General features: G+C 60.6%; 16 protein-coding genes. 4 read left to right on the top strand and 12 right to left on the bottom strand.

The genetic code is table 11. From position 1 onward, the window contains the following. The first annotated feature begins 256 nt into the window (after positions 1-256). Together H4I99_RS09325 and H4I99_RS09320 are read left to right on the top strand one after the other, a co-directional pair. Positions 257-3640, top strand: a complete 3384-nt coding sequence (locus H4I99_RS09325) for a hybrid sensor histidine kinase/response regulator (RefSeq protein ID WP_163900517.1) — start codon at positions 257-259, stop codon at positions 3638-3640. Beyond that, positions 3633-4556, top strand: a complete 924-nt coding sequence (locus H4I99_RS09320; RefSeq protein ID WP_163900520.1) for a response regulator — start codon at positions 3633-3635, stop codon at positions 4554-4556. The genes H4I99_RS09325 and H4I99_RS09320 overlap by 8 nt, the downstream gene beginning before the upstream one ends. A 173-nt stretch (positions 4557-4729) precedes the next feature. On the opposite strand, the gene H4I99_RS09315 is transcribed toward H4I99_RS09320, so the two are convergent. The 12 genes from H4I99_RS09315 to H4I99_RS09260 all read right to left on the bottom strand — a co-directional run bounded on the left by H4I99_RS09315 (position 4730) and on the right by H4I99_RS09260 (position 20169). Beyond that, entirely contained in the window at positions 4730-6376 is a 1647-nt protein-coding gene (locus tag H4I99_RS09315) for an acyl-CoA synthetase (RefSeq protein ID WP_425314370.1), read from the bottom strand. Between the two features lie 182 nt (positions 6377-6558). Further along, the gene (locus tag H4I99_RS09310; RefSeq protein WP_163900522.1) at positions 6559-7677 is read right to left on the bottom strand and encodes a branched-chain amino acid ABC transporter substrate-binding protein; all 1119 of its coding nucleotides are present in this window, start codon (positions 7675-7677) and stop codon (positions 6559-6561) included. 140 nt (positions 7678-7817) lie between these two features. Next, positions 7818-8171 (bottom strand): DUF6867 family protein, encoded by a 354-nt coding sequence (locus tag H4I99_RS09305; protein WP_163900524.1) that lies wholly within the window; start codon positions 8169-8171, stop codon positions 7818-7820. Positions 8172-8190: 19 nt separating this feature from the next. Beyond that, entirely contained in the window at positions 8191-8919 is a 729-nt protein-coding gene (locus H4I99_RS09300) for an ABC transporter ATP-binding protein (RefSeq protein ID WP_163900526.1), read from the bottom strand. Next, positions 8919-9791: an ABC transporter ATP-binding protein gene (locus tag H4I99_RS09295; protein WP_163900528.1), complete on the bottom strand. Its 873-nt coding sequence runs from the start codon at positions 9789-9791 to the stop codon at positions 8919-8921. The genes H4I99_RS09300 and H4I99_RS09295 overlap by 1 nt, the downstream gene beginning before the upstream one ends. Then, positions 9791-11182 (bottom strand): high-affinity branched-chain amino acid ABC transporter permease LivM, encoded by a 1392-nt coding sequence (livM, locus tag H4I99_RS09290; RefSeq protein WP_163900530.1) that lies wholly within the window; start codon positions 11180-11182, stop codon positions 9791-9793. Before livM ends, H4I99_RS09295 begins: the two co-directional genes overlap by 1 nt. 4 nt (positions 11183-11186) lie before the next feature. Then, positions 11187-12089 carry a branched-chain amino acid ABC transporter permease gene (locus H4I99_RS09285; protein ID WP_163900532.1) on the bottom strand — a complete coding sequence of 301 codons (903 nt, stop codon included), beginning with the start codon at positions 12087-12089 and terminating at the stop codon, positions 11187-11189. A 269-nt stretch (positions 12090-12358) separates the two neighbouring features. Next, positions 12359-14785, bottom strand: a complete 2427-nt coding sequence (locus H4I99_RS09280; protein ID WP_163900533.1) for a GcvT family protein — start codon at positions 14783-14785, stop codon at positions 12359-12361. A 316-nt stretch (positions 14786-15101) separates the two neighbouring features. Next, positions 15102-15659 carry a sarcosine oxidase subunit gamma gene (locus tag H4I99_RS09275; protein WP_163900535.1) on the bottom strand — a complete coding sequence of 186 codons (558 nt, stop codon included), beginning with the start codon at positions 15657-15659 and terminating at the stop codon, positions 15102-15104. Positions 15660-15670: 11 nt separating this feature from the next. Further along, a complete protein-coding gene (locus H4I99_RS09270) occupies positions 15671-18628 on the bottom strand; it encodes a sarcosine oxidase subunit alpha family protein (RefSeq protein WP_163900537.1) in 2958 nt (985 codons plus the stop codon). Further along, positions 18625-18906, bottom strand: coding sequence for a sarcosine oxidase subunit delta (locus H4I99_RS09265; RefSeq protein ID WP_163900539.1), 282 nt, complete (start codon positions 18904-18906; stop codon positions 18625-18627). Before H4I99_RS09265 ends, H4I99_RS09270 begins: the two co-directional genes overlap by 4 nt. Before the next feature lie 9 nt (positions 18907-18915). Then, complete coding sequence (locus tag H4I99_RS09260) at positions 18916-20169, bottom strand: sarcosine oxidase subunit beta family protein (protein WP_163900541.1); 1254 nt, start codon at positions 20167-20169, stop codon at positions 18916-18918. A 237-nt stretch (positions 20170-20406) separates the two neighbouring features. On the opposite strand from H4I99_RS09260, the gene cysQ reads away from it, so the two are divergent. Beyond that, entirely contained in the window at positions 20407-21183 is a 777-nt protein-coding gene (gene cysQ, locus H4I99_RS09255) for a 3'(2'),5'-bisphosphate nucleotidase CysQ (RefSeq protein ID WP_163900543.1), read from the top strand. A gap of 157 nt (positions 21184-21340) precedes the next feature. Further along, the gene (locus H4I99_RS09250; RefSeq protein WP_163900545.1) at positions 21341-22366 is read left to right on the top strand and encodes a DUF2793 domain-containing protein; all 1026 of its coding nucleotides are present in this window, start codon (positions 21341-21343) and stop codon (positions 22364-22366) included. Positions 22367-22404: the final 38 nt, after the last annotated feature.

Raw genomic sequence — 22404 nt, 5'->3', positions numbered from 1 at the left:
CAGACGGCAACCGGCGCAACGCAAGCCCCTCTCCCCACGCTTACCTTGGCCAGAACCGAAATCTCGACCATCTTTGTCGGAATAGCGGATAAATTGTGACACTTTCCGTCATGAAACCGTTCTGCCGCCCTGTTTCCACCCCTTCCATACATTGTTGCAGGCAGTACCCTTCCTTCCCCGCCCCTTGCAATTCCGGTCATTCCCGGAAAGACTGCCTAATCCGCAATCACTCTCAATCGGACACCAGTTTTTAGGCATGGCCGCACGCCAACGCATCATCCCCGTACGCCGCGAATATAATCGCTGGGTGGCCAATCAGACGCTGGAAGACTATGCGTTGCGTTTCACGGCCAAGAGTGCCCGCAAGTTTTCCTCCAGCCGGATTTCGCAGACAGCCATCGGCGCCATATCCTTTCTGGCCCTGGAAGCGATCGGTGGCACGATCACGCTGTCCTACGGCACCACCAATGCGGTCTTCGCCATTCTCGCGGCGGCCATCGCCATGCTGGTCGTGGGCTTGCCCATCAGCCGATACGCTATCCGCCACGGTGTCGATATCGATCTCCTGACCCGTGGTGCGGGCTTCGGCTATATCGGCTCCACCATTACCTCGCTGATCTATGCGAGCTTCACCTTCATGCTGTTTGCGATCGAGGCATCGATCATGACCGGCGCGCTGGAGCTTGCCTTCGGCATACCGCTGTGGATCGGCTACATCGTCTCGGCCATGGTGGTCATCCCCCTCGTCACCTACGGCGTGCAGCTCATCTCCCGCTTTCAGCTACTGACCCAGCCCTTCTGGATCGTCCTCAACATCCTGCCCTTTATCTTCATCGCCTTTGCCGACTGGGAAAAATTCGATCTCTGGCGCGCATTCGCCGGTATCGGCCATTCCAATGCCCAGACCGGCGGCATAGCCCCCTTCGATCTCCTGGAGTTCGGTGCGGCCTCCGCCGTCATTCTGGCGCTGATGCCGCAGATCGGCGAGCAGGTGGACTTCCTGCGCTTCCTGCCGCCCGAAGGCGGGCGAAAGTTCCGCCATCGCTTCGCCGTCTTCCTTGCTGGTTCGGGCTGGGTGGTGCTCGGCGTTCCGAAGCTGCTCGCAGGCTCCTTCCTCGCGGTGCTGACGCTTTCGACCGGCGTTCCCGCCCGCGAAGCGGCCGACCCGGCGCACATGTATCTTGCCGCCTTCGGCTACATGATCCCCAACAACACCGCAGCCATGCTGCTGATGGCCTGTTTCGTGGTGATCTCGCAGCTCAAGATCAATGTCATGAACGCCTATGCCGGCTCACTGGCGTGGTCGAACTTCTTCTCGCGGCTGACCCACAGCCATCCCGGCCGCGTCGTATGGCTGGTCTTCAACGTGGCGATCGCACTGCTGCTGATGGAACTCGGCATATACCGGCTGCTGGAGGAGACGCTCGGCATCTTCTCCATCATTGCCATGGCGTGGCTCTGCACGATTTCCGCCGATCTCTTCGTCAACAAGCCTATGGGTCTCGCGCCTCCCGGCATCGAATTCAAGCGCGCCCACCTCTACGACATCAATCCCGTCGGCTGCGGTACATTGCTTCTTTCCTCCGGCGTGGCGCTCGCCGCCCATTTCGGCCTGTTCGGTCCGCTGATGGCATCGCTTGCCACGTACATCACGCTTCTTTCCTTCGTGATCTCGCCGCTGATCGCATGGGGCACGCGTGGCAAATTCTATCTCGCCCGCAAGCCGCGCCAGAGCTGGAAGACGCTGGGTTCGATCACCTGCTCGATCTGCGAACACCCCTTCGAGCCGGAGGATATGGCATGGTGTCCCGCCTATGCGGCGCCGATCTGCTCGCTCTGCTGTTCGCTCGACAGCCGCTGCCACGACATGTGCAAGCCGCAGGCAAAGCTCAACGCCCAGACGGCGGCGGTCGCCGCGCGCCTGCTGCCGCAGGACATGATTGCGTGGCTATCCACGCGCCTCGGCAGATATGCCATCACCTCCGTCATCGCCATTTCCGTGATCGGCGCGATCCTCGCGCTTATCGCCCATCAAGTCGCCTCTCGCTCACCCGATACCGCCGAAGTCGTCAACCGTACGGTTCTGATCGTCTTCTTCGTATTCTCGGTGATCTCCGGCATCGCCAGCTGGTTCTACGTTCTCGCCCATGACAGCCGCGTCGTCGCCGAGGAGGAATCCTCCCGCCAGAACACCCTGCTGCTGAAGGAAATCGCCGCCCACCGCAAGACCGATGCCGCGCTACAGACCGCCAAGGAGACGGCCGAAGCCGCGAACCGGGCTAAGAGCCGCTACGTCGTCGGTCTCTCCCACGAACTGCGCACGCCGCTCAACGCCGTCATGGGCTATGCCCAGATCCTCGAACACGACGAGACGATCCCCGCACCGCGGCAATCAGCGATCAAGGTCATCAGGCGGTCCGCCGACCACCTCTCCGGCCTGATCGACGGACTGCTGGACATCTCCAAGATCGAGGCCGGCCGCCTGCAGGTGTTTTCGAACGAACTGAACATTCAGGATTTTCTCGACCAGCTCATCGACATGTTCGCGCCGCAGGCCGCCGTCAAGGACCTGATCTTCGAGCACGATCGCTCGCGCGCACTGCCGCAATATGTCCGCACCGACGAGAAGCGGCTTCGCCAGATCCTCGTCAACCTGCTCTCCAACGCGATCAAGTTCACCGAAGAAGGAACTGTGCGTTTCGACGTCGGTTATCGCAGCCAGGTTGCAACCTTCACCATCTCCGATACCGGCCGCGGCATTTCCGAACGCGATCTCAACCGCATCTACGAGCCCTTCCAGCGTGGCGAGGCCGAAATCGTCAAACCGCAACCCGGTCTCGGACTGGGGCTGACCATCACCAAGCTGCTCACCAACACGCTCGGCGGCGAAATCGCTGTGACGAGCGAGCCCGGCAAGGGCTCGTCCTTCAAGGTCCGGCTGATGCTCTCGGCAATCGAACGGCCGAGCACGGCCCCTGCCCCGGAAAGAAAGATCGTCTCCTATACCGGCCCACGCCGTACCATCGTCGTGGTCGACGATAACGAGGACCATCGAGACCTGATGCGCGAGGTTCTGGCTCCCCTCGACTTCGTCGTCCTGACCGCGACCAGCGGCCCCGATTGCCTGACACTGATCGAGGGGATCAAGCCCGACCTCTTTCTCGTCGATATTTCCATGCCCGGCATGAACGGCTGGCAGCTCGTCGAGAAGCTGCGGGAAACCGGCCAGACCGCCCCCGTCCTCATGCTCTCGGCCAATATCGGCGACGCCCCCGCGCCGGGCGGTGACGGCCACAACGACGCCATCGCCAAGCCGGTCGACGTCAAGCGTCTACGCGACAAGCTGGCGCTTTATCTCGGGCTCGACTGGATCTATGCCGACGAGATGCCTCCCGCGCCCGCCATGCCCGCCCCGACAAAACCCCGTTCGCCGGGACCGGCCCATCTGGAAGAGTTGCTGCGACTCGGGGAAATCGGCTATGTGCGCGGCATCGAGGCGAAACTGGCGGATCTCGCCAGACTGGATGGCAATGCGGCCTTCGTCGAGACATCGAAAAGCTTCGTGCAGGGTTTCGACATGACGGGCTACATCGCCTTCCTTAAGACGTTCCAGCCAGGCAAGGAGGAACCCCGTGGTTGATGCCGCCCGGCCCCGCGACATCGTTCTGTTGGTCGACGACAGCCCGGAAGCGCTCGGCTTTCTGACCGACGCGCTGGAACAGGCGGGCTTTTCCGTGCTGATCGCTACCTCCGGACAGGTCGCGCTTTCCATCGTCGCCCGCATCAGTCCTGACATCATCCTGCTCGATGCCGTAATGCCCGGCATGGACGGCTTCGAGACCTGCCGCAGATTGAAGGAAGACGCCGCCGTCGCCCAGGTACCGGTGATCTTCATGACCGGTCTCTCGGAGACTGAGCATATCGTGCATGCGCTGGAATCGGGCGGCGTCGACTATCTCACCAAGCCGATCAATATCGATGAACTTCGCGCCCGCATCCGGGTGCACCTCACCAACGCCCGCTCGGCCCAGAGCGCGCGCGTGGCGCTCGACGCCGCCGGCCGCCACCTGCTTGCGGTGAAAGGCGACGGCAGCATCCACTGGTCGACACCGCAGGCGACCCGGCTTGCCGAAACCGCCACCAGTCGCTCCGATGGTCTGGATCTCGTGGCACGTGCGATCGCGGACTGGATGTCGAAGCGCGAGAGTGCCGGCGCGCAGGCCGAAAGCAGCTTCACATTTACCCACGGCGGCGGCGCGGCCCTGCAACTCGGCTATCTTGGCGCCATCGGTTCCGACGAATACCTGTTTCGCCTGACCGTCTCCAATCGCACCAGCGACGATGAGACGCTACGCCGCCATTTCGCCCTCACCCAGCGGGAATCCGAGGTGCTGCTCTGGATTGCCAAAGGCAAATCCAACCGCGACATCGGCGACATCCTCGGTCTTTCGGCCCGCACGGTGAACAAGCACCTTGAGCAGATCTACGTAAAACTCGGCGTCGAAAACCGGGCCTCCGCGGCGGTCAAGGCGGCGAATGTCCTGCATGTGGATTGAGAACAGGCCTATCGGCTTTGCCCTCACCCCACCCCTCTCCCCGCAAGCGGGGCGAGGGAGTGCCAACGGCGCGCCCTTCACCTTCTCCCCGCCCGCGGGGAGAAGGTCCCGGCAGGGGGATGAAGGGCTTTTGTCTTGATATCATGCTCGCCGTTCGATGGCGGATCTCACTCTCAAAGCGCCCGCGCCTTTTCACGCAGAACGAACTTCTGGATCTTGCCCGTCGATGTCTTCGGCAGAGGCCCGAACACCACCGTCTTCGGCGCCTTGTAATGCGCCATGTTGGCTCGGCAGAATTCGATCAGTTCCCTTTCTGTCGCCGTCGCTCCCGGCTTCAGACCAATGAAGGCGCAGGGGGTTTCGCCCCACTTCTCATCCGGCCGGGCAACGATGGCGGCCTCCATGACTGCGGGGTGACGATAAAGCACGCCCTCGACCTCGATCGAGGAGATGTTCTCGCCGCCGGAAATGATGATGTCCTTGGAACGGTCCTTGATCTCGATATAGCCATCCGCATGGCAGACCGCGAGGTCTCCGGAATGGAACCAGCCGCCGGCGAACGCCTTGTCGCTTGAGGACGGGTTCTTCAGGTAGCCGCGCATGACGTTGTTGCCGCGGAAGAAGATCTCTCCCATGGTTTCCCCGTCGCTCGGAACCGGCTCCAGCGTTTCCGGATCGGCGACCATCAGGCCATCGAGCACCGAGTAACGCACACCCTGGCGGGCCTTCAGCCGCGCCTTTTCGGAGATGTCGTGATCGTTCCACTCGTCGTGCCATGCGCAGACGACGGCCGGACCATAGGTCTCGGTCAGGCCATAGGTATGGGTGACGTCGAAGCCCAGCTCTTCCATCGCCTCGATCACTGCAGCCGGAGGTGCAGCACCTGCGGTCATGACGGAAACCTTGTGGTCGATCCCCGCTTTCAGTTCATCCGGTGCATGCGCCAGCAGATTGAGTACGATGGGCGCTCCGCAGAAATGCGTGACCTTTTCCGAGCGTATAAGATCGTAGATCGGCTCCACACGCACGGATCGCAGGCAAACCGACGTGCCCGCGGCGGCGGCAATCGTCCAGGGGAAGCACCAGCCGTTGCAGTGAAACATCGGCAGTGTCCAGAGATAGACCGGATGATTGGCCATGCCCCAGGTCAGGATATTGCCGACAGCGTTCAGATACGCGCCGCGATGATGATAGACGACACCCTTCGGATCGCCCGTGGTACCGGAGGTATAGTTAAGGCTGATAGCGTCCCACTCATCAACCGGCCGCTCCCATTTGAAATTGGGATTGCCCCCCTCCAGGAGATCGTCGTAGGTCGTTTCCCCAAGGCGATGCCCGCCGGAAAAGCTAGGATCGATGATGTCGATGATTTCGATCGACCGTCCCGCGATATGAACGGCGCGCTCGGCAACATCGGCGAACTCGGGATCGACGATCAGCAGGCGCGCTTCGCCATGGTTCAGAATGAACGCGATGGCCTCGGCATCTAGCCGCGTATTGACGGCATTCAGGACCGCGCCGGTCATCGGCACGGCGAAATGGCATTCAAACATCTCTGGAATGTTGGCGGCAATCACCGCAACCGTGTCGCCCCGGCCAATGCCGCGATTGGCCAACGCGCTGGCGAGGCGGCGAACACGGTCATAGGTCTGCAGCCAGTTGCGGCGCACATCGCCATACACCACGGCGGTACGCCCAGGATAGACCTGAGCGGTGCGCTCGATAAAGCTCAGCGGAGTCATCTGGGAAAAGTTCGCGGCGTTCTTGTCCAGCTCGCGATCGTAGATTCCCTCCCCGTGCGGAATCGTCATTCCATGCATAACGTGAGCCTCCCAACTCTCATAGACGGGAGGAGTATTACCCAATTGATCGCGGACGCAATATAGTCCGTTGGACTAAGAACCATTTCCGATTGAACGTGGCCTGCACAGCAAAACGCTTGGCACAAAACGCAGAAGCCCGGCACGAGGCCGGGCTTCCGTAATCAAATTTCAGAAGCGTATCACGTACCCTGCTGGATGTAGGTGTACTTGCCGTCGGCGCCCTTCTTCCATTCATACATAACGTAGCCCGGAAGCTTCGGGTCGCCCTTTTCGTCGAAGGAGATTTCGCCGAGAGCGGTCGGGAACTTGCCCTTCTTCATGGCTTCGGCAACAGCTTCGGATTCAAGCGAGCCGGCAGCCTTTGCGGCTTCAGCGATGACCTGAACGGCAGCGTAGGAGTAGAGAGTGTAAGCTTCCGGGTTGAAGCCGGCTGCCTTGAACTTTTCTACGAGTTCCTTGTTTTCCGGACGCAGCGTCGGATCCGGGCCGAAAGTGTTCAGCGTGCCGGCAACGGCGTCGCCAGCGATCGATGCCAGTTCGTTCGAAACGATACCGTCACCCGAAACGAGCGTAGCCTTGAGGCCCTGGTCAGCAGCCTGACGGATAATCAGGCCAGCTTCGGTGTGGAGACCACCCCAATAGATGATGGAAACGCCGGCTTCCTTCATCTTCGCGATGAGAGCGGAGAAGTCCTTGTCACCGGTGTTGACGCCTTCATACATGACTTCCGTCACGCCAGCTGCGTTCATGGCCTTCTTGGTTTCGTCAGCAAGACCCTGACCGTACGGGGTCTTGTCGTGAACGACGGCAATCTTGGCGTCCTTGAAGTGCTCGGCGAGATATGCGCCGGCAATGCCGCCCTGCTGGTCGTCACGGCCGCAGGTACGGAAGGTGTTCCACAGGCCGCGCTCGGTGAAAACCGGGTTGGTAGCAGCCGGGGTCACTTCGAGAATGCCGTTTTCGGCATAGACTTCGGAAGCCGGGATGGAAACGCCGGAGTTGAAGTGACCGACAACGAACTTGACGCCATCAGCAACGAACTTGTTGGCAACAGAGATGCCCTGCTTCGGGTCGGACACGTCGTCACCGAGAACGATCTTGATCTGTTCGCCGTTGATGCCACCAGCCGCGTTGATGTCGGCAGCAGCCTGCTCGGCACCCTTCTGCAGCTGCGCACCGAAGGCAGCGTTCGGGCCGGTCAGCGGACCGCCGACGCCGATCAGCACGTCAGCCCAGGCGTTGCCGCCGAAGGCCACGAGAGCCGTCAGCGCAACGGCTGAAAGGAGAGACTTCTTCATTTTGTTACTCCCAATTTTTAAAGCGGGTTTGGTTTCAGAAACCCGGCGCAATACCCACCATGACTGCGTCGGAAAAGCTGTTCCACTCTTATGAAAGCTCACGTTATTTTCGCCAATGTGAGGCGAGAAAAACGCGGCTGTCAATCTTTCTTCTTCCATGAAAACGGAGAGGTCCGTTCATAGAGCCAATAGTAGTTGTCGACCATCTGCGTCGTCCGGCGGCTCTGGAAGCCGGCAATGGAAAACACAAGAAGAACAACAACATCGATGACATAGAGAGCCGGGCTGACCATAGGCCCCTGAAAAAGGGCATAGTGCAGGAAGCGCATGGCGAAACCCAGCAGCAAAGTATAGACGACGACCGTCGGGTAACCGTGCCATCCCTCGGCCACCGCCTTGCCGGTCCGCCACGCGGTCCAGAAACCGAGCAGCAGTACGAGGAAGCGCAGAACGTAGCGGACGCCGGTATCGTTTTCGAAAAACAAGCCTTGCATATCTATTCTCCCTGCCCGCTCAATGGTGGCCGCCTTCGAGATAGGCCGCGCGGACAGAAGGATCCGCAAGCAGCTCCTTACCCGTGCCACTCATCGTGACCTTGCCGTTGACCATGACATAGGCACGATCGGAGAGTTTCAGCGCAGCGAAGGCGTTCTGCTCCACGAGGAAGACCGTAAGGCCCTCTTCCTGGTTCAGCTTCTTGATCGCCTCGAAGATGCCCTTGACGATCAGCGGTGCGAGACCGAGCGACGGCTCGTCCAGCAGAAGCAGCTTCGGACGCGCCATCAGCGCACGGCCGATGGAAAGCATCTGCTGCTCGCCGCCGGAGAGCGTGCCGCCGCGCTGGCTCTGACGTTCCTTGAGACGCGGGAACATGGTGAAGACCTTCTCCACGTCCTCATGGAAATACTTCAGGTTATCGAGACCTGCACCCATCTGGAGGTTTTCCAGAACTGTCATGCGCGGGAAGATACGACGCCCTTCCGGCGACTGGGCGATACGCCGGCGGGCGATCATGTGCGTCGGCATCTTGGTGATATCGGTGCCGTCGAAGATGATCGAGCCGGTGCGGGCCTGCGGGCTGCCGCAGATCGTCATCATCAGCGTCGACTTGCCGGCGCCGTTGGCGCCGATCAGGCTGACGATTTCCCCCGGGCGCACTTCGACATCCACCCCGGCCAGCGCCCGGATATTGCCGTAGTAGGTTTCGACACCCTGTACTTTCAGAAGCGGTTCACCGGTCATCAATCTTCACTCCCGGCAACGGCTTCGACCTCGGAAATTGCGTCGGTCAACTCTTCATCCTCGACACCCAGATAGGCGGCGATCACCTTCGGGTCGTTCTTTACTTCGTTCGGCGTGCCGTCCGAGATCTTCTGGCCGTATTCGAGCACCACGACATGGTCGGAGATTTCCATGACCACAGACATGTCGTGCTCGATCAGCAACAGCGAGGTTCCCTCGTTACGAATGGAACGCAGGAGCGTGTTGAGCGCCAGAGACTCCTTCGGGTTCAGACCGGCCGCCGGTTCGTCGAGGCAGAGCAGTTCCGGACCCGTGCACATGGCGCGCGCGATCTCCAGACGACGCTGCGCACCGTAGGGCAGATCGCCGGCCGGATCGTCGGCGCGATCGGTCAGATCCGCCTTCTCCAGCCAGTACTTGGCCTTCTCGATCGCCTCGGCCGCTGCGCGCTTGTAGGTCGGCAGCCCGAGAAGGCCGAGCACGGTGAAGCCCGAAGCCTTCATCAACGCGTTGTGCTGGGCCACCAGCAGATTTTCCAGAACAGTCAGGCCCGAGAACAGACGGATGTTCTGGAAGGTACGCGCCACCTTCGCCTTCTTGGGGATCTCGAAGTCCGGCAAGCGCTCCAAAAGGAATTGCCTGCCGGATTTCTGGGTCATCGTGATCATGCCCATGGTCGGCTTGTAGAAGCCGGTGATGCAGTTGAACACCGTCGTTTTGCCCGCCCCGTTCGGGCCGATCAGGGCGGTAATATCGCCGCGCTTGGCCTCGAAGGAGAAGTCGTTGATGGCCATCAGGCCGCCGAACTTCATCGAGAGATGTTCGACTTTGAGGATCGTGTCGTTCGTCATCGTAGTGGTTCCGGAAGTCATCAGCCGTGACCTTCCTTGGTGAAGCTTCCCGAGACTGCCTTGCTCTCCTTGAGGAAGGCTGTCGGTTGACGCGAGCCGACGAAGCCACGCGGCTTGAACAGCATCACGACGATCATGGCCAGACCGAACAACAGCATGCGGTAGAGTTCCGGCGTGAAGTCAGGCCCGAAGACGACCTTCAGGAATTCCATTTCACGCAGCAACTCGGTGCCGCCGACCATCACTATGGCCGCAATGGCGATACCCGTCAGCGAACCCATGCCGCCTAGAACGACGATGGCGAGAATGACGGCCGATTCCAGGAAGACGAAGCTTTCCGGGGAAACAAAGCCCTGGCGCGCCGCGAAGAAGGAGCCGGCGAAGCCGCCGAACATCGCTCCGGTCGCAAAGGCCGTAAGCTTGGTCGCCACGGTGTTGATGCCGAGCGAGCGGCAGGCGATCTCGTCTTCGCGCAGCGCTTCCCATGCACGGCCGATCGGCATCCGGCGAAGACGGATCGTCACATAGGCCGTCAGCAGGCAAAGCGCGAGAATGATGTAGAAGAGGAAGATCTTGTAGTAGACCGAAGACATCGGCAGACCGAAGGTCTTGGCAAACCCGGTTGCCGACGCATCGAACTTGATGCCGAACAGCGTTGCCTTCGGAATGCCGGAGATGCCGAACGTGCCCTTGGTCACATCCGTCCAGTTGATGAGGACGAGACGGATGATCTCACCGAAGGCCAGCGTCACGATGGCAAGGTAATCACCGCGAAGACGCAAGACCGGGAAACCGAGGATGATGCCCCAGAAGGCTGCGAGAATGCCGGACAGCGGCAGCAGGACCCAGAAGGACAGGCCGAACTGCTGCGACAACAGCGCGTAAGAATAGGCACCGACCGCGTAGAAGGCGACATAGCCGAGGTCGAGCAGACCGGCGAGACCCACCACGATGTTCAGGCCCCACGCCAGCATGACATAGATCAGGATCTGAATGCCGAAGTTGTCGACATATTTCAGCGAGCCTTGCAGACCGGTCAGCGCGACGATGACAGGCGGGTAGAGAAGCAGCGCCAGAAGGGCGATCTTCAGGAAATGCTGGTGGAAGAAGGAAGGCTTGGCTTCGATCTCGTGTACCGGCACCTGTGCACGAAGTTCCTTGCGGGCGCGGGCCCACGGATGGAAAAAGCCGACGATGAGGAAGCGGCCGATCGCGGCAATCGCCACGAAGATCGCCAGAAGGCCCCATCGCGGATACCAGATCAGGGCATTATTGATGTCCTGATCGGTCTTGATGCCGACATAGAGAATGAACAGGCCAAGGGCGAGAACACCGGCAAAAATGCCTTCCTTGATCGCGCGCGCAAGGGTTCCGGATTGAGGTGCACCGGTCACGTTTGCAGAATTTGTCATGAGGTCAGACCTTCTCGACTTCCGGTCGGCCCAGGATACCCGTGGGCTTGAAGATCAGCACGAATGCCAGGATGCCGAAGGTTGCGACATCCTTGTAGGCGATGCTGAAGTACGCGGACCAGAGCGACTCGATGAGACCGATCAGGAGACCGCCGAGAACAGCACCCGGCAACGAGCCGATACCGCCAAGAACAGCCGCGGTGAACGCCTTGACGCCCGGAACGAAGCCGTCGTTGAACGATGCCACGCCATAATACATCAGATACATCGTGCCGGCGACCGCAGCGAGCGCCGCACCCATAACGAAGGTTACGGAGATCGTCCGGTCGACATCGACGCCGAGAAGTGCCGCCATCTTGCGGTCCTGCTCGGTGGCGCGCTGTGCACGGCCGAGAGGCGTCTTGTTCACGATGTACCAGAAGGCGAAGAGCAGCACTGAGGTGATGGCGACGATGATGAGCTGCTTCAGCGAAATGGTGATGCCACCGAAGTGATAGACATCACTGACAAGCGCCGGGATAGGCTTGTTTCGCGGGCCCTGCGTGACCTGGATGAAGTTCGAAAGCGCGATCGACATGCCGATTGCGGTGATCAGCGGCGCGAGGCGGAATGAACCGCGCAGCGGCCGGTAGGCCACACGCTCGATGGTCCAGTTCCATATACCCGTCATCAGCATCGCGACAACCAACATGACCAGAAGCATGAGTGCTACCGGAATGCCTGCGAAAAACGATGTCAGGATGAGGAAGACGATAAGAGCGGCGAAGCCGCCAAGCATGAAAATATCACCATGGGCAAAGTTGATCATGCCGATGATGCCGTAAACCATCGTATAGCCGATTGCGACGAGGCCATAGATGGATCCAAGAGTCAGCCCGTTGATGAGCTGCTGGATGAAGTACTCCATTACCAATCCCCCGGGCACGGTAGCGATATTCCCGTGCCTCTTGTATGTTGCCCTTTTGGGTTCTTAACATGAAGAAATTCCATAGCGTTTTGTCCGCAAATGTGAAGCCTAAAACCCGGCTAGCGCGCATTTTATTGTCATTTGCTCACAATTTGGCGCAAACGAAATCAATTCTATCAAAAAAGCGGCATGAAATGCCTTTGAAATAGACAGGGGCCGCATCGCTGCGGCCCCCTTTCCTATTCCTTTGGGGATATGGACATCAGCCATCAGGAACGCATGCGCGAACCATTTGCGTCAAAGAGGGGCTGCGGCTGCAATCTGGCCGGCAATTCCTCCCCTAGAATCTCGATCGACCAGCCTTCAACCACATCTGCAACCTCTTTCGGAACGTAGCCGATCGCCACCGAAACGCCGCTTGAATGCGCAAAACCGCCGGATGTCACCCAACCCTTCACCTCACCATTGAGGAAGATCGGCTCGTCGCCGATGACGTCGGCGTCCCTGGCGGAAACCACGAAGGTCCTGAGTCGCAGGCTTCCACCCTCGGCCTTTTCCTTCAGCGCCGCTTCCTTGCCGATAAAGTGGACCGCCTTGCCGAGTGCCACGAAGCGCGACAGGCCTGCCTCCAGAGGCCCGTAGAGCGGCCTGTATTCGCGCGACCAGCTGCCGAAGGACTTCTCCAGCCTGAGCGAATTAAGTGCACGCAAGCCGAAGAGGCCGATTCCGAATTCAGCGCCTGCTTCCATGATCGCATCGAAAAGATAACGCTGGTATTCCGGACGCATCCAGATCTCGTAACCGAGATCGCCGGTATAGCTGACACGCCCTACGACGGCCTGCGCCATGCCGATATCCATCTCGCGAATGTCCATGAACGGAAACGCACTGTCCGACACATCGAGATGGGTCAGTTTCGCCAGCACGTCACGAGCCCGGGGGCCAGCGATCGAAAGGCCAACTAGGCCGAGCCCGAGCGGATTGACCTCGACGGAACCGTCATCCGGTAAATGCTGCTCGAACCAGCGCATGTGATATTCTTCGGCAATGCCCGAACCGATGACAAGGAATTCCTCTTCATCGAGATTGGCAACGGTGAAATCGCCGATGAGCTTGCCCGCCTCGTTCAGCATCGGCGACAGCGCCATGCGACCCGCCGGCGGAATGCGCCCGGCAAGCAGAGCATCGAGCCACTCGCGCGCGCCCTCGCCGGAAACGGAGTATTTGGCGAAACCGGACGTCTCCATCAGGCCCACCCCGGCCCGTACGGCCTTGGCTTCGGCACCGACCGAATCGAAATCGGTCGAACGCCGCCATGAAAACTTGTCCTCCACGCCCTCTGGTGCAAACCACAGCGGCGTTTCCAGACCATAGGACGCACCGAAGACGGCACCGGCAGCCTTCAGCTTGTCATAGATCGGCGTGGTCAGCAGAGGACGCGCCGCAGGCAGCTCTTCGTTCGGGAAGCGGATGGAGAAGCGGCGGGTATAGTTCTCGCGAACCTTGGCGTTGGTATAGGCAAGCGTTGCGTAGTCACCATAGCGGGAGACGTCCATGGCGAAGACGTCGAAGCCCGGATCGCCGTGGATCATCCAGTTGGCGAGCGCAAGCCCCACGCCACCACCCTGACTGAAGCCGGCCATGACAGCGCAGGCGGACCAGTAGTTAGTCATGCCGCGAACCGGCCCGACAAGCGGATTGCCATCCGGCGAGAAGGTGAAGGGACCATTGATGATCTTCTTGATCCCGGCCTTATTGAATGCCGGGAAGTGGCGGAAGCCAACCTCGAGTTCGGGCGCGATACGTTCCAGATCCTCGGCCAGCAATTCATGGCCGAAATCCCACGGGGTGGTGAGCGGCGACCACGGACGGCAGGCCTTCTCATAGGTCCCCATCAGCATGCCGTTGCGTTCCTGACGGAGATAGATCTCGCCGTCGAAGTCCACGCAGTGCTGGATCTCCTTGCCGCTCTTCTGGTTGTATTCGATAACCTCGGGCATATCCTCGGTAATGAGGTACATGTGCTCCATGGCGAGCACCGGCAGTTCCAGACCGACCATGCGGCCGACCTCGCGCGCCCACAGGCCACCGGCATTGACGATGTGCTCGGCACGGATTTCGCCCTTGTCGGTCAGTACCCGCCAGGTGCCGTCTTCCAGCTGGACGAGGTCCTCGACCCGGGTGTGCAGGTAGATTTCCGCACCGTTCTTCTTCGCCGATTTCGCATAGGCGTGAGTGACGCCGTAAGGATCGACATGACCCTCGTTCGGGTCATAGACAGCACCGACGAAATGGCTAGGATCGAGCAGCGGCATCATGTCCGCTGCTTCCTTCGCGGTCAAAAGCTCGGCGTCCATGCCGGCATACTTGCCCTTTGCAAGCACGGATTTCAGCCATTCGAAACGCTGCTGGGTCGCAGCCAACATCAGGCCCGAAGTCAGGTGCAGCCCAACATCCTGGCCGGAATACTCCTCGATCTCCTTGTAGAGTTCGACCGTGTACTTCTGCAGCTTGGCGACGTTCGGATCGCCGTTGATGGTGTGGATGCCACCGGCGGCATGCCATGTGGAGCCCGAAGTCAGCTCCGAGCGCTCAAGCAGGACGACATCTGTCCAGCCGAATTTCGTCAGGTGATAGAGCACCGAACATCCGACGACACCACCGCCGATGACGACGACCCTGGCATGGCTCTTCATGTAAAATCTCCGGTTTTGCGACGGCCGAGAAGGGCCTGAAATTCCGCGTTGAAAGTCAAAAATCCAGAGTCAGCCTAGTGGCTATTTTTTTCGTCCAATAGTCCGTACTGCGAAACGAAATGTCGCTTCGGACATAATTTTTATCCCGTCCGCGCCACCCGTCTTCGCGGCCAAGCGCGGGGTCGGTTGCGGAACACCCGGTGAAGGCAGAGGGTGGGACCAAGACGGATAAAGCCTGCCGCAAGACCATCCTGCGGCAGGCTCTATAGTTTCTCACAAGGCTGTCCAGCGACGACAGCCGCTCGCGAAGCCATAGTCAGCCGGCGGAGAGCCCTGACGACATGGCGAACTCGCGGCCCATTTCCATGAGTTCGTCGAACACATAGCCCGCATAGGAGCGCATGACGGCAAGCTCGAATTCGTCGTCTCCCGTGCGGGCGACATTTGCCGTCACATGGCAGCACAGCATGTTGGCGGCCTGCCCGATCACGAAGACATCCGGATGCAGGTCGGCGGCAACACATTTCGCCAGTATCTGGCGAACCTTCGGCCCTGCGATGCGCATGACGACGCGGCCGTCGCTTTGCTCGATGAAGGAGGCCCGCTCGGAGCCCAGCGCCGCAAGATCGCGGGCCAGTGCTTCAGCTCCAAGGATTTCCGATACCACAAGCCATTCGGACGGAGAAACGAAGCGAGCGGAAATCTCTTCCATCGCATCGAGCGCGCCGGCAATATCGGCCTCATGACCCGTTCGCGCCATGACGGAAAACACCGTCGGCCGTGTCAGAACCGTCAGATGATGCGGATTGGCATCTCCTTCGAAGCCTGCGATGTGGTCCTCGAGCGCATGCCGGTAGGCGAAATTCGTTGGCACGGTGGCGATCCTCAAAGGTGAAGCTTCTTGTTGTCAGGGTCGACGAAGACCGGGCTGCAGACTTCCGCCAGCACTTCCGTGCCGCGCAGGCCATCCCAGACGACGATCTTTTCGCCGATACGCTCGCGGCCGGATTTCAGCATGGCGAGCGCGATGTAGTGGCCGAGCGACGGCGAGAAGCAGACCGATGAAACATGGCCCTGGTCGTTGAGCATGGAGGGTTTCGCACCTTCCTTCAGCAAATGTGCGCCCGCCTTGATTTCCTTGTCCGCCTCCACCGGCTTCAGGCCGACAAGTTGCGGCCGGTCCGCGGCAGTCAGGCCGAAGCGGCTAGACATGCGCTTGCCGATGAAATCCTGCTTCTGGGTCGAAAACATGCGGCCGAGGCCGACATCGTCAGGCGTCGTTCGTCCGTCGAGTTCGTTGTGCGTGACGTGACCCTTTTCAATGCGCAGCACGTTCAGCGCCTCGACGCCATAAGCGCAGATGCCATGCGGCTTGCCCGCCTCCATGATCGCATCCGCGACCGCCTCGCCGAAACCGGCGGGCACGGCGATTTCATAGGCCAGTTCGCCGGAGAAGGAGATGCGGAAGAGCCGCGCCTTCAGCCCGCCCTTGAGCATGACTTCACGGGCAGAGAGGAACGGGAACGCCTCGTTCGAAAGATCCTCGTCCACAATCTGCTCGAGGATCAGCCGCGCCTTCGGCCCGGCAAGCGACATCTGCGCCCACTGGTCGGAAGAAGAGACGAACCGCACGTCGAGGTCCGGCCAGAAGGTCTGGGCGGCGAATTCCATGTGGGTCATGATCTCGCCGGCATAGGCCGTCGTGGTCGTCACGAAGAAATGGTCTTCCGAAAGACGGCTGGTCGTGCCGTCGTCATAGACCATGCCGTCTTCCCTTAGCATCAGGCCATAACGGGCCTTTCCGACGGGAAGCTTGACGAAGGCGTTGGAATAGAGCCGGTTCAGGAACTCGGCCGCGTCCTTGCCAAACACTTCGATCTTGCCGAGCGTCGACACATCGCAAAGGCCGGCATTGGCGCGAACGTTCAACACTTCGCGGTCGACGCTTTCGCGCCACGATTTCTCGCTGTCCTTCGGGAACCATGAAGAACGATACCATAGCCCCGTCTCGACGAAGACCGCACCGTTTTTCTTGGCCCAGCCATGCAGCGGAGACTGGCGCACGGGGCGGGAATGTTCCGCCCGGCTGGCACCGGCCATCGCGCCGAAAGATACCGGCGTATAGAAGGGCCGGAACGTCGTGGTCCCGATCTCGGCCGGGGAGACACCGCGCATGCCGGCGATGATGCCGGCCGCATTGACGTTGCCGAGCTTGCCCTGATCAGTTGCCATGCCACCCGTCGTATAGCGCTTGGTGTGCTCGACGTGACCCATCGCCTCGCGCTGGGCAAGGCTCAGATCCTTGATGTGCACGTCGTTCTGGAAATCGATGAAGGCCTTTTGCTTGGCGCCAGCGACATACCAGAGCGGGGCGAAGGAAGCGTCGTATTCACCCTCGACCTCGGGGAGCTCTACCGAACCGACCAGCCGCCCCTGCGCGCCGATGATGGCATGGGCCTTGTCGGCACCGTCCTTCAGGCATTCCGACAGGGAAGCGAGACCTGCGGCCGAGCCGGCGATTGCGAGACCAGCCCCAACATCCGGTGCAAGGAAGGCCTGATGCGCATCCGACCAAACCGGCTTGGAGCCGCGCTGGCAGGCAAGATGAATGACCGGGCTGAAGCCGCCGGACATCGCCAGCGCATCGCAGGCGATCTCTTCCTGATGTCCGGAACGCTCGACGATCAGGCCGGAAATGCGTTTGCCGCCCTTGGTCGCGACCACGGAACCGCCGCGAATGACGCGGACACCGGCCGGTGCCTGATCGGAAGACGCTGCACGACCGTCGATCACGACCGAAACGCCGATACCCGCGGCAACCAGGTCCTGAGCGGAGCGATAACCGGCGCCGCCATTGGTGAACACCGCCACTTCATGGCCGGGGGCCACGCCGTATCGATTGAGATAGGTACGGACGGCACCCGACGTCATCACACCCGGCTTGTCATTGCCGCCAAACACAAGCGGACGCTCTTCCGCGCCCGTCGCAAGGATGGCGTTGCGGGCGACGATGCGCCAGAGCCGCTCGACCGGCAGTTCCGGCAGCGGCTGCGCCACATGCTTCTGCACCTTCTCGACCGCACCGAAAACATTATCGTCATACCAGCCGAACACGGTGGTGCGCGGCATCAGCGTTACGTTCGGCAGGCTCTTGAGCTCGTCCACCACGCTCTGGGCATAATCGGCGGACGAAACGCCACCGACCGACAACTTCTCAGAGAGAAGCGAACCGCCAAACCGGAAGCCTTCATCGGCGAGAATGACACGCAGCCCCGCGCGACCGGCGGCAAGGGCAGCCGTGAGGCCCGTGGGACCAGAACCGATCACCAGCAAGTCGCAATGCGCCCAAGATTTTTCGTAGCGGTCCGGATCCACCTCCATCACCGCCTTGCCGAGGCCGGCGGCCTTGCGGATCAGCGGCTCGTAGACCTTTTCCCAGAAGCTCTTCGGCCACATGAAGGTCTTGTAGTAGAAGCCTGCGCCGAGGAAGGGCGACAGCAGGCTGTTGACCGAACCGATATCGTAGTTCAGCGAGGGCCAGCGGTTCTGGCTCACCGCCTCCAGCCCGTGATAGAGTTCCGCAACCGTCGCCCGCGTATTCGGCTCGGTGCGGCCACCCTTGCCGATCGTCACCAATGCATTGGGTTCGGCCGAACCGGCAGTCACGATGCCGCGCGGGCGGTGATACTTGAAGCTGCGGCCGACCAGAATCTGGTCGTTGGCGATCAACGCCGAGGCGAGCGTATCGCCCTCGAAGCCCTTGAATTCACGACCGTCGAAACGGAAGGAAATGGCTCGGCTGCGGTTGATGATACCACCGCTCGACAGACGATAACCGGTCATCGGCCAGCCTCCTTCGCCTTTTCGGCAGCATCGGTGACGGAATACACCTCGTGGCTCATCGCATTGTCACGCTCGACGACAAGCCAGCGCCGGCAACCGGAGGCATGATGCCAGTATTCCTGTATGCGTCCCTTGGGATTGTCGCGCACGAAGACGTAGGAGTACCATTCTTCATCGGAAGCCGACGGCGCTGGACGCACTATCGAAGCATCACCACGAATGGAGAACTCTTCCTTCGGGCGGACCCCGCAATGCGGGCATTTGATAAGGCTGGCCATGGTCTTGTCTCAGTGCAGATTGGGTTGCGGGCCCTTGCCGCCTTCGTCGATGGCGAAGCCACGACGGAAACGGTCAAGACGCAGCAGCCTTGCTACGGGGTGCGGCTCGTTCTTCGCGATCAGATGCGCGTAACAGAAGCCCGATGCCGGCGTGGCCTTGAAGCCGCCATAGCACCAGCCGCAGTTGAGGTAGAGATTGTCGATCGGCGTGCGGTCGATGATCGGCGAGCCGTCCATGCTCATGTCCATCACGCCGCCCCAGGTGCGCAGCACCCGGACACGCGACAGGCCAGGGATCAGGGACACCCCCTCCTCCATGGTATGCTCGACCGTCGCCAGATTGCCGCGCTGGGCATAGGACGAGTAGTAGTCGATATCCGCCCCGAACACGAGGCCGCCCTTGTCGGACTGCGATATATAGAAGTGCCCGGCGCCATAGGTGATGACATTGTCGATCACCGGCTTGATGCCTTCCGACACGAAAGCCTGCAGCACATGCGTCTCGATCGGCAGATCCAGCCCCGCCATGCGGCCGACGGTCGTGGTGTTGCCGGCGGCGGCAAGCGCCAGCTTGTTGCAGCCGATGAAACCCTTGGTGGTCTCGACCCCGAGAACCCTGCCGTTTTCGTCACGACGGATGCCGGTGACCTCGCAATGCTGGATGAGATCCACACCCCGACTGTCCGCACCGCGTCCGTACCCCCAGGCAACCGCATCGTGACGCGCCGTGCCGGCGCGCTTCTGCAGGAGGCCGCCAAGGATCGGAAAGCGGGCATGGTCGAAGTTGAGATAGGGCATCATCTTGCGCACCTGCTCCCGGTCGAGCAATTCCGCATCGACGCCATGGATGCGCATGGCATTGCCACGTCGCGCATAGGCGTCGCGCTGCCCGTCCGAATGGAAGAGGTTGACGATGCCGCGCTGGCTCACCATGGCATTATAATTGAAATCCTGCTCCAGCCCTTCCCAGAGCTGCATCGACAGTTCGTAGAAGGGCTCATTGCCCTCAAGCATGTAGTTCGATCGGATGATCGTCGTATTGCGGCCGATATTGCCCGAACCGAGATAGCCCTTTTCAAGAACCGCGACGTTGGTGATGCCGTGTTCCTTGGCGAGATAATAGGCCGTCGCCAGGCCATGGCCGCCGCCACCAACGATGATGACATCATAATGCGGCTTGGGCGTGGGTTCACGCCACATGGGCGCCCAGTTCCGATTCCCGGAAAGAGCCTGTTTAAAAATCGAGAAAGCGGAATAACGCATCGGGCATCCTGTCGAGATTTCGATGCACATTCGCACACGCCAGCTAAAGAGCAAGCCAGAATAGGACGGGAAATAACAAGATTGGGACCTGACATATCTTCTTTCCGGCCTAATCTTCTCCCGAGCAAAACGTCGGGTTCACCTTTAAGCGGAAAAGCATGAAGAACCATTGGCATGAGCGCGCGCCTGCCGCATAAGCAACGCGACACGAGTTGAATACGGGGCCATTAGAGAGGCATGCTGGCAATATTCGAGAAGGCGGCACTGGATGCCGGCCGCGCGATCATGGAAATCTGTCGCGCCGGGCCTGATGTCCGCCTGAAGGCGGATCACTCGCCAGTGACCGAAGCCGACGAGTACGCCGAACGGATCATTCTCGCCCATGTCTCCGAAAACCTTGGAACGATCCCGGTCGTCGCCGAGGAATCCGTTGCCGCCGGCCGTATACCGGAAACGGCCGGGCGTTTCCTGCTCGTAGATCCGCTGGATGGCACCAGGGAATTTGTCGGTGGGCACTGCGACTTTACCGTCAACATCGCACTCATCGAGACCGGCCGGCCAGTCGCGGGCTTCGTCTACGCCCCGGCGCTTGGCGTGGCCTATTCGGGATCATCGGAAGGCGCATTCAAGCTGACGGTGAATGACGAGTTCCGGGTAAGCGAACGGACACCGATCGCCACGCGCACCACTCCGGCACACCCGAAGGCTCTGATCAGCCGCTCCCACAACAGCCCGGCCACCATGGAATACTTGACCGCGAACGACATCACCGACCGCGGCGTGGTCGGCTCTTCGCTCAAGTTCTGCCTGCTGGCGGAAGGCAGCGCCGACCTTTACCCCCGCTTCGGCTGCACCATGGAATGGGACACGGCAGCAGGCGATGCCGTGCTGCGAGCGGCCGGAGGCATCACGCTGACACTCGATGGACTACCCCTGACATACGGTAAACGCGGCCGGAAGGACCTCCGCGATTTCGCCAACCCCGACTTCATCGCTTGGGGAAAACAGCCGTAAACGTCGGACGAAAAACCGATAAAAACAAGCCTTTTCAAGAGCGGATACGGATTTCGTCCCCCTCCACCAAGCCTGCTTCAGGATGACTCCATGAACCTCGCATCGGCCCCTCGCACAAAGAGGGAACCGAAGCGCAGCAAAACGGAGCCCCAAACGCATGTCCGATATCACCAGCAATCTCGCCCTTCCCTATATTCTGCCGGCGCAGGCGCAGAAACACGTGACCCACAACGAAGCGCTGCAGCGACTGGACGCCATCGTCCAGTTGACGATGGCCGGCAGCCTGCATGAACCACCGACTGAGGCCGAAGAGGGTGACTGCTACTGGGTCGTCTCTCCCGCTACCGGCGCTTTCTCCGGGAGAAGCGAGCGGCTTGCCTTCCGCCAGGATGACGCGTGGATCTTCATAACCCCGAAAAGCGGCTGGCGCGCCCTCGATATGATCGACAACAAGATCAAGGTTTTCTCGGCGGACGCCTGGCACGACATTTCCATGCCGTCGGAAACGGAAGTCTCTACCCTTGGCATCTCGACCTCCGCCGACGCGACGAACCGCCTGTCGCTTTCCTCACCGGCGAGCCTCTTCAATCATGCCGGCAACGATCATCGTGTAAAGATCAACAAGGCTGCGACCGGCGACACGGCATCGCTCCTTTTCCAATCCGGCTGGCAGGGAAAGGCGGAGATGGGGCTTGCCGGCGATGATGGCTTCTCTATCAAGGTAAGCGACAATGGCGCAGAGTGGAAAACGGCGCTTGCCGTCTCGCCGGATGGCGTAGTCACGATGGACCATCGCCCCCTCGCTCGGGCCGCGAGATCGACTGCCACGCTTACGATTGCCGACGGCACCGTGACGGGTTTTGACGACCTGCATGCTTCGGCCGGCGGCTTTCTCCTCGGAGCGCCCCTAACGTCAGGGCACGGTAGCGGTCTGGTCGTCCCAATAACAGGCCTCTATCTTCTTGCGCTGGGCGTGACCGTATTGTCTGCCACCAGCCACTCCGCAAGCCTTCGCCAAAACGACATGACCACACTCGCTGCCGCCACGGGACCAGCCGGCAGTCGATCGGTGGTGGCAATTGCCAGCCTAGCGGCCGGAGACATTCTGACCGTGCATCATTCGGGCTCAGCGCAACTCCAATTCGGCTTGGCTGCCACCGAGCTTTCCATCGTCATGCTGTAATAGACACGTTGAGCGGCATGTTTAGGGTCACGACTGAC

The organism is Paenirhizobium daejeonense (assembly GCF_014280875.1).
In the GTDB taxonomy this organism is placed as follows: Bacteria; Pseudomonadota; Alphaproteobacteria; order Rhizobiales; family Rhizobiaceae; genus Allorhizobium; species Allorhizobium daejeonense.
The sequence above is the reverse complement of the archived record's forward strand: the minus strand, read 5'-3'. Positions and strand labels throughout refer to the sequence as shown.